This window comes from Erwinia sp. MYb416, assembly GCF_037479575.1.
Lineage (GTDB): Bacteria > Pseudomonadota > Gammaproteobacteria > Enterobacterales > Enterobacteriaceae > Erwinia > Erwinia rhapontici.
The window spans coordinates 790,230-803,104 of the sequence record NZ_JBBGYT010000438.1; the positions used below are offsets into that span (position 1 = coordinate 790,230).

Consider the following 12,875-nt stretch of genomic DNA (forward strand, 5'->3'; position numbering starts at 1 on the left):
CGAGTGTGCTTTATCATTGATTATAGCCGCTGAGTATAGTTGCAAGAGCGAAGTGAACACTGAACAAGGAGAGCGACATGAAATTTTCCACAACGCCAACGCTGGAAGGCCAGCCCATTACTGAATATTGCGGTGTCGTCACCGGCGAGGCGATTCTTGGCGCCAACATTTTTAAAGACTTTTTTGCCGGCATCCGTGACATCGTTGGCGGCCGTTCCGGGGCGTATGAGAAAGAACTGCGTAAGGCGCGCCAGATAGCCTTTAGCGAGCTGGAAGCACAGGCGAAAGCGCTGGGGGCCGATGCCGTTGTCGGAATCGATATTGATTATGAAACCGTGGGCAAAGACAGCAGTATGCTGATGGTCAGTGTCAGTGGCACCGCAGTGAAACTGCATCACTGATGCGTCCGTTGTCTATCGTTCGCCCGCTGTTGCTGCTGCTGGCGGTCTTTCTGTATACCTCTATTACCCCGAAAGGGCTGCAACCGCATCAGGGATACACGGTGGATACCCGGCAGGAAGCTTACGGTGCGCGCCCGCGCGTCAAAGTACTGGTGATCCACTATACGGCCGGGGACTTCCCGCGTTCACTGAATACGCTAACCGACCGTCGGGTAAGCGCTCACTATCTTTTACCGGCAACGCCACCGAAATATGATGGTCAGCCGCTGGTATGGCGACTGGTGCCGGAGGCGATGCTGGCGTGGCATGCCGGGGAGAGTTTCTGGCGCGGCGCAACCCGGCTGAATGATACCTCCATCGGTATTGAGCTGGAGAATCAGGGCTGGCACCGTGAGGGCGGCGTTGTGGTCTGGCAGCCGTTCCCACAGTCGCAGATGGATGCACTGTTGCCGCTGGTGCGTGACATTGTGCAGCGCTACGGTATTCAGCCACAGGACGTGGTGGCGCACAGTGATATTGCTCCGCTGCGTAAACAGGACCCTGGCCCGCTGTTTCCCTGGCAGTGGTTTGCCGGGCAGGGTATTGGTGCATGGCCTGATGCAGAAAGGGTGACATTCTGGCTGGCGGGTCGCCCACCGACACAGCGCGTGGATAAAACCCGCCTGCTGGATCTGTTAGCCCGTTATGGTTATGAGGTGACGCCGCAGATGAAACCGTATCAGCAGCAGGCGTTGATCGCCGCCTTTCAAATGCACTTTCGCCCGTCAGATTACAGCGGCGTGGCCGATGCTGAAACCGAAGCCATTGCCGCTGCGTTACTGGAGAAATACGGTTCTGACTAATTTACTGCGCGGCTAAAAATGCCTGCCACTGGCTGACCAGCTGTTGCAGTGCATCACGGTCGGCATCCAGGTGGGTTACCAGACGCGTCACGGGTCCGGGGCTGAGGAGAATACCGCGTTCGCGCATCCACGGCCCCAGCGTGGCAACCTGCGCTTCTGGCAGCCGCAGGAACACCATGTTGGTATCGTGACGGGTGACATCCACGCCGATGCCACGCAGTGCCTCTGCCAGCCAGGCGGCATTGTCGTGGTCATCTTTTAAGCGGGCGACGTTATGCTCCAGCGCATACAGCCCGGCGGCGGCCAGAATTCCCGCCTGACGCATGCCACCGCCTGTCATCTTCCGCCAGCGGCGAGCGCGATGAATAAATTCCTCACTGCCGCACAACAGCGATCCTACAGGCGTTCCCAGCCCTTTAGACAGGCAGATCGTCAGCGTATCGCAATAGCGTGCAAGTGTCTCCAGTGGCACGTCCAGCGCCACCGCCGCGTTGAAAATACGTGCACCATCGATATGCAGCGCCAGTTGACGTTCGCGGGTAAAATCCCATGCCTGTTGCAGATAGGCAATCGGCAGCACCTTGCCGTTATGGGTATTCTCCAGGCTTAACAGGCGAGTGATAGCGAAATGGACATCATCGGGTTTGATAAACTGCGCCACCACATCCAGCGGTAACGATCCGTCAGCGGCTGCAAGGATCGGCTGGGGCTGTATGCTGCCCAGCACCGCCGCGCCGCCTGCTTCGTATTTGTAGTTATGTGCCAGCTGACCGACGATATACTCTTCACCACGCTGACAGTGGCAAAGCAGGGCGACCAGATTCGCCTGGGTACCTGTGGGCAGGAACAGGGCGGCGGCCTTGCCGCTCAGGCGAGCAGCCTCTGATTCCAGTTGATTGACGGTGGGGTCATCACCATAAACATCATCGCCGGTTTCAGCCGACATCATGGCATTCAGCATCGCCTGGCTGGGGCGGGTCACGGTATCACTACGCAGGTCAATCACGCTCAACTCTCCTGTCAACAGTAAAACGGACGCCGCAGCGTCCGTGAAAAGGCCTTCACTCTTTTTTACCGCAGCCAGTTGGTTTTTGCCAGATCAACCACTTCGTCACCGCGACCATTAATAATTGCGCGCAGCATATACAGGCTGAAGCCTTTCGCCTGTTCGAGTTTGATTTGCGGCGGCATCGCCAGCTCCTCTTTGGCGGTGACCACGTCGATCAGTGCCGGGCCATCATGTGCCAGCGCCTGTTGTATGGCGTCGTCCAGTTGCGATGCCTGTTCAACCCGAATGCCTTTCACTCCGCAGGCGTTAGCAATCGCCGCGAAGTTGGGGTTTTCCAGGTCGGTGCCGTCGGTGAGATAGCCGCCAGACTTCATCTCCATTGCCACAAACCCCAATACGCTGTTGTTAAACACCACGATTTTGACCGGCAACTTTAGCTGTGCCAGTGAGAGGAAATCGCCCATCAACATGCTGAATCCTCCGTCACCACACAGCGCGATGGTTTGACGGCCAGGATCTATGGCCTGGGCACCAATGGCCTGCGGCATCGCATTGGCCATTGAACCGTGACTGAATGATCCAAGCAGGCGGCGTTTGCCGTTCATTTTCAGATAACGGGCTGCCCAGACGGTTGGGGTGCCGACATCACAGGTGAAGATCGCATCTTCGCTGGCGTAGCGACTGATCTGCTGTGCCAGATACTGCGGATGGATCGGTTGTTTATCGTTAGCGGTGGCCAGCGCATCCAGCTCTTTACGCGCTTTGGCGTAGTGCTCCAGCGCCTGATCGAGGAAGCCGCGTTCGGTTTTCACACTGAGCTGTGGCAGTAAGGCCGTGAGCGTGGCCTTGACATCACCGACCAGCGCCATATCCAGCGCACAGTGGCTGCCCAGACTGCCGGGATTGATATCGATCTGAATGATTTTCGCATTGGCCGGATAAAAAGCCCGGTAAGGGAACTGGCTACCGAGGATCAGCAGCGTGTCAGCATTCATCATTGCGTGGTAGCCGGAGGAGAAGCCGATTAATCCGGTCATACCCACGTCGTAGGGATTGTCGTATTCGATATGTTCTTTGCCGCGCAGGGCGTGCACCACCGGGGCTTTCAGGGTTTCAGCCAGTGCCAACACTTCGCTGTGCGCGCCTGCACAGCCGCTGCCGCACAGCAGGGTTATATTGCCGCCCTGATTGAGCGCAGCAGCCAGTTTCTCCAGCTCAGCGGCAACGGGCTGCACCTGCGGTAACTGCGGAGGATACCAGTCGGCACTGGCGGTTTCCGGGGCCAGCTGGAGCGCGATATCTCCCGGCAGTACCACCACGGATACACCTTTATTGAGGATCGCTTTACGCATCGCGATGCCCAGCACCTGAGGGAGCTGCTCAGGGTTAGAGACCAGTTCGCAGTAGTGGCTGCATTCACGAAACAACTCTTGTGGATGGGTTTCCTGAAAGTAGTTGCTGCCGATTTCCGCTGACGGAATATGTGCGGCAATCGCTAATACCGGCACGTGGTTGCGGTGACAGTCGAACAGACCATTGATGAGATGCAGGTTACCGGGCCCACAGGATCCGGCACAGACCGCCAGTTCTCCAGTAAGGTGAGCTTCAGCGCCAGCGGCAAACGCCGCCACTTCTTCGTGACGCGTGGGCATCCAGCGAATGGTTCCCATACGATTAAGGCTGTCACTCAAGCCGTTCAGTGAGTCGCCCGTGACGCCCCAGATACGTTTTACGCCCGCACTTTCCAGTGTTTTTGCGACCAGGGCTGCAACAGTTTGCTTCATGCGTTCTCCTCAGTGATGGGGATGTCCTTTGACGGGAAGATAAAGTTCACGGTTACAAGCTTAGTTTAGGATGCGCCGGGCAGGTGATACCGTGTGAAACAAGCGGTTTCACACGGGAGTCAAACGTGAGATCAGGCGAGGACGATATCGCTTTCTGGATAGCAGCTGCATGCCAGTACGTAACCCTGGCTAATCTCGGTGTCACTAAGTGTCTGCTGGCTGCGGGTTTGGTAGTGGCCTTCCGTCACGCGGGTTTTACAGCAGCCGCACACGCCCGAGCGACAGGCAGCGGCAGCGGGGAGTTTATGGTGTTCCATCGCGGCCAGCAGTGACCAGCCTGACGGAAAGGTGTCAGCCTGTAAGCGCATCGGGCTGCGCAGGGTAAACTGCGTCTCTTCTTTGGCGACATCGGCTACTGGGGTGAACTGTTCTGTGAAAATCGTCTTTGCCCCCAGTGCCTTCACATCATGTTGCAGGCTCGCCATATAGGCCTCGGGTCCGCAGATCATCACGGTACGCCGAACCATATCAGGCACCAGTGCGGCCAGGCGCATACGATCCAGGCGGCCGGATAGCATCGCTTCCGTGCCGCTATTTTCAGCGATAATCGTCAACGTTAACCACGGCTGCATGGCGCTGAGTTCATGGGCAAAAATGACATCCTGCGGTGAGCGAACGCTGTACAGTAGTTGCACATTGCAGGCCGGGCGCTGCGCATGTAGCCAGCGGCACATCGACATCATCGGTGTGATGCCGCAGCCTGCCGCCAGAAAGAGATAATGGCTGGCGGGATGGCGCTGACAGCTGAAATCTCCCTGAGGATCGGACAGCCAAATATCGTTTCCCGGGCGAACATCTCGCGTCAACCAGCCCGAGCCTTTGCCCTGTTCGATCTGCCGCACGGTGAGCGTGATAAACGGGCTTTGTCCTGGGGTGGATGACAGCGTATATGCGCGCATTTCATCGCTGTTACCGATTTTCACCAGCGCGAACTGGCCCGCCTGCCAGCGATAGAAGTCATGGTTAATCAGCGCAAGCGTCCAGACATCGGGGGTTTCCTGCTGCACATGGTGAACCTGCATGCGCCAGGGGCATAGTATCGTTGAATTCATGAGTTACTCCACGTTGCCGAGGATGGTGGCCAGATCGTTTTCCACGCTGCTAACCGGGATCATACCGAACTCTTTTTGCAACAGTGCCAGCAGGTTATCGGTGAGGAATGCCGGGGAGGTTGGGCCGGTACGAATGTTTTTTACCCCCAGTGATAACAGCGTGAGCAGTACGACAATGGCTTTTTGTTCAAACCACGAAAGCAGCAGTGACAGCGGCAGGTCGTTGACGCCGCAGTTGAGTTTTTCTGCCAGTCTGACCGCCAGCATAATGGCCGCGTAGCTGTCGTTACACTGGCCCACGTCCAGCAGGCGTGGTAACCCTTCGATATGGCCAAACTCCAGTTTATTGAAGCGGTATTTCCCGCAGGCCAGCGTCAGCACCAGGCAGTCCTGTGGGATCGCCAGCGCCATATCCGTGTAATAGCTACGCTGGTCACGGCTGCCATCACAGCCACCCACCAGGAACACATGGCGCAGTTTCTGGCGGCTTACCAGGTCGATGATACTGTCACAGGCATCCAGCAGCACTTTACGCCCGAAGCCGACAGTGATCTCATGAGGAATTTCACTCCAGGGGAAGCCCGGCATACTCTCTGCCTGGTCGATGACGGCAGAGAAATCGTCACCTTCCAGGTGATTGACGCCAGGCCAGCCGACGATGCTGCGTGTCCAGATACGCTGCTGATAATCGCCTACCAGCGGGTCAATAATGCAGTTGGAGGTCATCACTATCGGGCCTGGGAAGCGGGCAAACTCCGTTTGCTGGTTCTGCCAGCCACTGCCGTAGTTACCCACCAGATGCGGGTATTTTTTGAGTTCCGGGTAGCCGTGGGCAGGTAACATCTCGCCGTGGGTGAAAACGTTAATGCCTCTTCCGGCGGTCTGCTCCAGCAGGAACTGGAGGTCTTTCAGGTCGTGACCAGAAATCAGGATCGCCTTGCCGGCCACCGGGCGGACATTGACGGTGACGGGCTGCGGATCGCCATAAACCGTCGTTTGCGCTTCATCCAGCATCCCCATAATGGTGAAGTTCATTTTGCCGATCTGCATGGCGCAGGCCACCAGATCGTTGGTGGCAGAAGGGTTTGTCCCCAGCCAGGCCATGATCTGATGATACTCAGCATAGATCGCGTTATCGAAGCGGTTATGGACGTGTGCATGCTCCATGTAGGCTGCCGCCCCTTTTAGTCCATAGAGACAGAGCAGACGCAACCCGAGGGTATCGGCATCCGCGCCACCCTCGTTCAGTGCAAACTGTGCGGCCTGCTGCTGCAACCCGGCGATTTCATGGCTTGCCAGGTTGAGCGCGGCGAGCGGGTGATCGAGAAGCAGGCTACCCCCCCTCTGCACGCAGCGCTGTTGCAGACGATCGCGCAGGGCGATCGCTTCAAACGCATAATCCACGATACGCGCGGAATCAAAGTTGACGTTAGTCAGCGTGGAGAAAAACGCGCGCGGGGCGAAATTATCCACTTCGTGATCGATAATTCCCAGACTGCGTGCCTGAAGTGCCCAGGCTGACAAGCCCTGAAGCACCGCCACCAGCAGATCCTGTAGATCTGACGTTTCCGCTGTTTTACCGCACATACCTTGCGCGTAAGCACAGCCGTCGCCGACCGGAGTACGCATTGTTTGCTCACATTGAATACAGAACATGGTCTCACCTTTTATAAGATGTATTTAATATGCATCTTTATGTATGAGATTACGGCCCGGGATACAAGCAGCCGTAAAGATTAACCTGCCTTGGTTTGATCTGGCGCAATTCTGCAACGGCAAACAGCGTTTTTTCTCCGTGGCTTGACCCACCGACGCAGGCCGACCATTCTCAATACAAAAGCAAAAAGGGGCAAAGATGATTCTGGAAAAAATGGCCATCGTCGGCTTTCGTGGCATCAACCGCTTGTCGTTGCCGCTGGAAGGAAACAACGTTCTGATTGGCGAAAATGCCTGGGGGAAATCCAGCCTGCTGGATGCGCTGACGCTGTTGCTGGCTCCTCAGCAGGATCTGTACCAGTTCAGGCGGCATGATTTTCATTACCTGCCGGGTGAACGGCATCGTCGGGAACGCGATGTGCAGATCGTACTGACGTTTTGCGAACGCGAGGTGGGTGAGGCGGAAGCGGTGCAGTATCAGCCGCTTTCCTCCCTGTGGTGGCGAGGCGAAGGCGGATTGCGCCGTCTTGAACTCTGTATCGAGGGGCGGCTGCTGGACGAAGAACAGATAGTAACCCGCCGACAGTTTCGAGATGCCCGGGGACAAAGCATCATTAGCGGTGACCAGGCGACGGAGGCGATAACAGCACTGATCCGCCTGCATCCCGTGCTGCGCCTGCGCGATGCACGTTTCAGCCGACGCCAGCCACACGATGCAGCACCGTCTGCGCCGCTGACTGAACTGACAAGTATGATGGAAGATCTGATGCGTGACGGGGCGATCTGCCCGCAAAATCTGACGGATACCGCACTGCGCGAAGGGCTGAATACCCTGCAACAACTGGTGGAACACTATTTTTCTTTTCAGTCGTCCCAGGCCTCTCTTCCGGCCAGCCGTGTCCCTCCCCAGCAGCGTGAATCCGGCAGTGGCTGGCGTCATCTGCGGGAGATGAATCACCTGATTGCCGAAGGCGACCGCAGCCGTCGACTGATCCTGTTGCGCATGTTTGCCCTGCTGGTTCAGGCGCGTGGCGCGCAGCAGTTGGATGCGCAGGCCCGGCCTTTATTACTGGTGGAAGACCCGGAAACCCGCCTGCACCCGACCATGCTGGCAGTGGCCTGGGAGTTACTCTCCCTGCTGCCCCTGCAAAAAATCGTCACCACGAACTCGGGTGAACTGCTGTCGCAAGTGCCGGTGGAGCAGGTGTGTCGCCTGGTACGCGAGCCACAGCGCGTAGCCGCGTGGCGTATTGGCCCCGCAGGCATGAGCGCTGAGGACAGCCGACGCATCGCTTTTCACATTCGTTTTAACCGCCCGTCTTCGCTGTTTGCCCGCTGCTGGTTGCTGGTGGAAGGTGAAACAGAGGTGTGGGTGATGAACGAGCTGGCGCGCCAGTGCGGTTATCATTTTGCGGCAGAAGGCGTGAAGGTGATTGAGTTCGCCCAGTCCGGGTTAAAGCCGTTGCTGAAATTCGCTCAGCGTATGGGCATTGAATGGCATGTTCTCACCGATGGCGATGATGCCGGAAAGAAATATGCTGCTACGGCTCGCAGTATGCTGGATCAGGCGCGGGCAGACGAACACCAGCACCTGACGCAATTACCCGCACTGGATATGGAGCATTTCCTGTACAAAGCGGGTTTTGCTGCGGTCTATCATCGTATCGCCAGGCTGCCTCCCAATGTACCGATGAATATGCGGCGAATTATTGGCAAGGCCCTCCAGCACGCTTCCAAGCCGGAGCTGGCCATTTCAGTGGCGATGGATGCCGCTGAACGCGGAACGGAGTCAGTACCGCCTTTGCTGCGTAACATGTTTACCAGCGTACAGGGGCTGGCGCGAGGGAAAGCGGATTAATGCCGTTATTTCCGTTCATGGCATTCTGCCTGGGTTGAAAAACGCATCTGTCCACCCATATTAGGAGAGTGAGCAGAGCGCCCAATAAAAATGCCAGCATCACTGGCTGGCATTTTGTCGCAGGGTTGTACAGAATGAGTAAAGGGTCATGCGCTGATAGCGATGGCCTCTTCAACAGGGACGATGAGGCTGGCATGATTGCCTTTTGGGCCCTGATGCAAATCAAACTGGACTTGTTGCCCGGCTTTCAGCGTTCTGTAACCGTCCATCTTAATCGTTGAGTAGTGAGCGAAAATATCCTCGCCGCCGCCCACCGGACAGATGAAACCGAAGCCTTTGGCGTTATTAAACCACTTAACAGTACCCGTCTCCATGCTTCTACATCCCTCGCAAGACATTCAAATTGAGTGAGGTGTCCAGGTTTAAAAACCTGACGGCTGGTTAATCTTCATTCAGCCTGTGTTTGTACTGTAGAGAATTGGCATCAAGGGTCAAGCAAACGGGCGGTTATGATGGGGATGAAATCATCAAAATTTGAAGCAGTTAACGCTATTGCGAATTTTGTGATGAAGGTCGCGATTGATGATTTCTGTACACAATTTCAACCGCGCTGTACAACATTGTGCTCATGTTATTCCTAACATGAATGATGTTAGTCTGGCGTAAGTAAGCAATGTTGATCACACTGGGTAGGTATGGGAAAGACTAACGATTGGCTTAATTTTGAAAAGCTTGCAGACGATAAAGTCCGTGAGGAGCTCAAGCCACCCTCGATGTATAAAGTTATTCTGAATAATGACGATTATACGCCTATGGAATTTGTTATTGACGTTCTGCAAAAGTTCTTTTCTTATGATGTTGAACGTGCAACGCAACTGATGCTCGCGGTTCACTACCAGGGAAAGGCGATATGCGGTGTGTTTACTGCTGAAGTCGCAGAGACTAAAGTCGCTAATGTGAACAAGTATGCCAGGGAAAATGAGCATCCGTTGCTTTGTACGCTGGAAAAAGCCTGAATAAGGCGATCTATTTGTGGGGGAGGTGCCTATGCTCAATCAAGAACTGGAACTCAGTTTAAACATGGCTTTCGCCAGAGCGCGCGAGCACCGACATGAGTTTATGACCGTCGAGCATTTGTTACTGGCATTGCTCAGTAACCCGTCGGCCAGAGAGGCACTGGAAGCCTGTACGGTGGATATTGTCGCGTTACGGCAGGAGCTCGAAGCTTTCATTGAACAAACCACCCCGGTCTTGCCGGTCAGCGAAGAAGAGCGCGACACACAGCCGACGCTAAGTTTCCAACGCGTACTGCAACGTGCTGTTTTCCACGTGCAGTCATCCGGCCGCAGCGAAGTCGCGGGCGCTAACGTACTGGTCGCGATCTTTAGCGAGCAGGAGTCGCAGGCTGCTTATTTGCTGCGCAAACATGAAGTCAGTCGTCTTGATGTGGTGAACTACATCTCACACGGCACACGCAAAGATGAACCAGGCCCGGCATCGGGTGCTGAGAATCCGGTTAATGAAGAGCAAGCAGGCGGGGAGGAACGTATGGAAAACTTCACCACCAACCTTAACCAGCTTGCCCGTGTAGGCGGAATTGATCCGCTGATCGGCCGTGATAAAGAGCTGGAACGCGCCGTTCAGGTTCTCTGCCGCCGTCGTAAAAATAACCCACTGCTGGTGGGGGAATCTGGCGTCGGTAAAACGGCGATTGCGGAAGGGCTTGCCTGGCGGATTGTGCAGGGCGATGTGCCGGAAGTGATGAAAGATTGCACCATCTACTCACTGGATATCGGCTCTTTGCTGGCGGGCACCAAATACCGTGGTGACTTTGAGAAACGCTTTAAAGCGTTACTGAAACAGCTTGAGCAGGACACCAGCAGCATTCTGTTTATCGATGAAATTCATACTATTATCGGGGCTGGCGCAGCATCTGGCGGCCAGGTGGATGCCGCGAACCTGATTAAACCGTTGCTGTCGGGCGGAAAAATTCGCGTGATGGGCTCCACCACCTACCAGGAATTCAGCAATATTTTCGAAAAAGACCGTGCACTGGCACGTCGCTTCCAGAAAATAGATATTACTGAACCAACGGTCGAAGAAACAGTACAGATCATCAATGGTCTGAAACCTAAATACGAAGCGCATCACGATGTTCGTTATACCGCAAAAGCGGTGCGAGCTGCGGTGGAGCTGGCGGTGAAATACATCAACGATCGTCATCTGCCCGATAAGGCGATTGACGTCATTGATGAAGCCGGTGCCCGTGCGCGCCTGATGCCGGTCAGCAAACGCAAAAAAACCGTCAACGTGTCGGATATCGAAACGGTGGTGGCGCGTATTGCCCGTATTCCTGAGAAGAGCGTGTCGGCTTCCGACCGTGACTCACTGAAAACGCTGGGCGATCGTCTGAAGATGCTGGTATTCGGCCAGGATAACGCTATTGAAGTGCTGACCGAAGCGATCAAAATGAGCCGTGCAGGTTTGGGCCAGGATCGTAAACCTGTTGGTTCCTTCCTGTTTGCCGGCCCGACCGGTGTCGGGAAAACCGAGGTCACGGTTCAGCTGGCGAAAGCGTTGGGTATTGAGCTGCTGCGCTTTGATATGTCCGAGTATATGGAACGTCACACCGTCAGTCGTCTGATTGGTGCGCCTCCTGGCTATGTTGGTTTTGATCAGGGCGGCCTGTTAACCGATGCGGTGATCAAACATCCGCATGCGGTGGTATTGCTGGATGAAATTGAGAAAGCACACCCGGATGTCTTCAACCTGCTGTTGCAGGTGATGGATAACGGTATGCTGACGGATAATAACGGCCGTAAAGCGGACTTCCGTAACGTGGTGGTCGTGATGACCACGAACGCCGGGGTACGTGAAACGGAACGTAAATCTATCGGCCTGATCCAGCAGGACAACAGTACCGATGCGATGGAAGAGATCAAAAAGATCTTCACACCAGAGTTCCGTAACCGCCTGGATAACATCATCTGGTTCAAACATCTCGACCAGGCTGTGATCCATCAGGTAGTCGACAAGTTTATCGTCGAACTCCAGGCCCAGTTGGATGCGAAAGGTGTCTCGCTGGAAGTGAGTGACGATGCCCGTGACTGGCTGGCTGAGAAAGGCTACGACAAGGCAATGGGCGCACGCCCAATGGCGCGTACCGTTCAGGAAAGCCTGAAGAAACCGTTAGCCAATGAGCTGCTGTTTGGTTCACTGGTTGATGGGGGATCGGTGTCGGTGGCGCTGGATAAAGATAAAAACCAGCTTACTTATCACTTCCTGAGTGCGGAGAAGCGTAAAGCGGAGGGGACCGTGCATTAATTTGCCGGACCTGCGTGAATAAAAAAGCCTGATGATGATTCATCAGGCTTTTTTTTATCTATTTGCAGGCGGGCTGTTGTGCCAGTAACCTGGACCAGTGTGCTTCCCAATGGCCACCATGCGTCAGCCCGGGAACCTCAACGATTTGTACGCAGGAAGAGTCGCTGGCATCGGCATAGCCTCGTGCAACGCTGTTTGGCACCACCCGATCCTCACTGCCAGAGAAGTGGATCTGCGGTAGCCCTGCCAGCGTGGGGGCAACGTCTTTAGCATTCAGTGACTGCGGCATCGGGCTGGCCTGGTGCAGACGGTTCACCTCATCCATATCGAGATTTCCCGCCACCGTGCGCAGCGACTGCACATCATGGCGCCGCGCCGCGACTAACGCAGCCACCGCACCACCACCCGAGTAGCCTACCAGCACGAGCGGCTGACCGGGGGCCTGGCGGGCAATCTGTGTGATGGCTTTATTCATTGCATTAATCACCTCTGGAGCAAAGCGGCGGTCGGTCCACCAGCTCTTGTTACAGACGGGATTGCGCGTCATTGGGATGTACTGGCAGGGACGTGCCAGATAGACCACATTCAGGGCAGGGTCGGCAGCGGCAAGTTTAAGCGCAGTAGGGTTAAACGGGGTGGGATCGCGTGAGGGCTGACTGGGAGTGACCCAGGCAAAACCATCACCTTCAATATAGAGATGCACAGGCTGCTGAGGATCGCGAATGCGCCCCCACCAGCTGAGTACAAAGGGGGCGGCGTTGATTTCACCCTGCTGTAAACCCGCCGCACGCGCAATGGCGTCGGCGGTGACAACTCGGTTATCGGTGGCGCAACCGATGAGCAGGCTGCACCACAGTAACCCAACGCAACGGGATGTGAATTTCACCCG

Annotated in this window: 11 protein-coding genes; 5 read left to right on the forward strand and 6 right to left on the reverse strand. The window is 55.7% G+C overall.

Features of this window, described 5'->3' with window-relative positions; all coding sequences use genetic code 11:
* Positions 1 to 77 precede the first annotated feature (77 nt).
* Both WH277_RS13300 and WH277_RS13305 read left to right on the forward strand, forming a co-directional pair.
* Positions 78 to 401 (forward strand): heavy metal-binding domain-containing protein, encoded by a 324-nt coding sequence (locus WH277_RS13300; protein WP_159338119.1) that lies wholly within the window; start codon positions 78 to 80, stop codon positions 399 to 401.
* Positions 401 to 1,243 carry an N-acetylmuramoyl-L-alanine amidase gene (locus tag WH277_RS13305; protein ID WP_159338120.1) on the forward strand — a complete coding sequence of 281 codons (843 nt, stop codon included), beginning with the start codon at positions 401 to 403 and terminating at the stop codon, positions 1,241 to 1,243. Before WH277_RS13300 ends, WH277_RS13305 begins: the two co-directional genes overlap by 1 nt.
* A 1-nt stretch (position 1,244) precedes the next feature.
* Here the strand turns inward: WH277_RS13305 and ltaE are convergent, their stop codons facing one another.
* From ltaE to hcp, 4 genes are all read right to left on the reverse strand, one after another.
* A complete protein-coding gene (gene ltaE / locus WH277_RS13310; protein ID WP_133841062.1) occupies positions 1,245 to 2,249 on the reverse strand; it encodes a low-specificity L-threonine aldolase in 1,005 nt (334 codons plus the stop codon).
* A gap of 65 nt (positions 2,250 to 2,314) precedes the next feature.
* Positions 2,315 to 4,036: a ubiquinone-dependent pyruvate dehydrogenase gene (gene poxB, locus WH277_RS13315; protein WP_171149371.1), complete on the reverse strand. Its 1,722-nt coding sequence runs from the start codon at positions 4,034 to 4,036 to the stop codon at positions 2,315 to 2,317.
* A gap of 131 nt (positions 4,037 to 4,167) precedes the next feature.
* Positions 4,168 to 5,148, reverse strand: a complete 981-nt coding sequence (gene hcr, locus WH277_RS13320) for an NADH oxidoreductase (protein ID WP_171149372.1) — start codon at positions 5,146 to 5,148, stop codon at positions 4,168 to 4,170.
* A gap of 3 nt (positions 5,149 to 5,151) precedes the next feature.
* Complete coding sequence (hcp, locus tag WH277_RS13325; protein ID WP_133841059.1) at positions 5,152 to 6,804, reverse strand: hydroxylamine reductase; 1,653 nt, start codon at positions 6,802 to 6,804, stop codon at positions 5,152 to 5,154.
* A 199-nt stretch (positions 6,805 to 7,003) separates the two neighbouring features.
* Here hcp and WH277_RS13330 point away from each other — a divergent pair, with 199 nt between their 5' ends.
* Positions 7,004 to 8,662 carry an ATP-dependent endonuclease gene (locus WH277_RS13330; protein ID WP_339505786.1) on the forward strand — a complete coding sequence of 553 codons (1,659 nt, stop codon included), beginning with the start codon at positions 7,004 to 7,006 and terminating at the stop codon, positions 8,660 to 8,662.
* Between the two features lie 146 nt (positions 8,663 to 8,808).
* Here WH277_RS13330 and cspD read toward each other — a convergent pair whose 3' ends face one another.
* Complete coding sequence (gene cspD, locus WH277_RS13335) at positions 8,809 to 9,036, reverse strand: cold shock-like protein CspD (RefSeq protein WP_133841057.1); 228 nt, start codon at positions 9,034 to 9,036, stop codon at positions 8,809 to 8,811.
* 321 nt (positions 9,037 to 9,357) lie between these two features.
* Here cspD and clpS point away from each other — a divergent pair, with 321 nt between their 5' ends.
* Positions 9,358 to 9,678, forward strand: a complete 321-nt coding sequence (gene clpS, locus WH277_RS13340) for an ATP-dependent Clp protease adapter ClpS (RefSeq protein WP_133841056.1) — start codon at positions 9,358 to 9,360, stop codon at positions 9,676 to 9,678.
* Between the two features lie 31 nt (positions 9,679 to 9,709).
* On the forward strand, positions 9,710 to 11,986 hold the full coding sequence (clpA, locus tag WH277_RS13345; RefSeq protein ID WP_133841055.1) for an ATP-dependent Clp protease ATP-binding subunit ClpA: 2,277 nt from the start codon (positions 9,710 to 9,712) through the stop codon (positions 11,984 to 11,986).
* A 58-nt stretch (positions 11,987 to 12,044) separates the two neighbouring features.
* Here clpA and WH277_RS13350 read toward each other — a convergent pair whose 3' ends face one another.
* Entirely contained in the window at positions 12,045 to 12,872 is an 828-nt protein-coding gene (locus tag WH277_RS13350; RefSeq protein WP_339505787.1) for a cutinase family protein, read from the reverse strand.
* Positions 12,873 to 12,875: the final 3 nt, after the last annotated feature.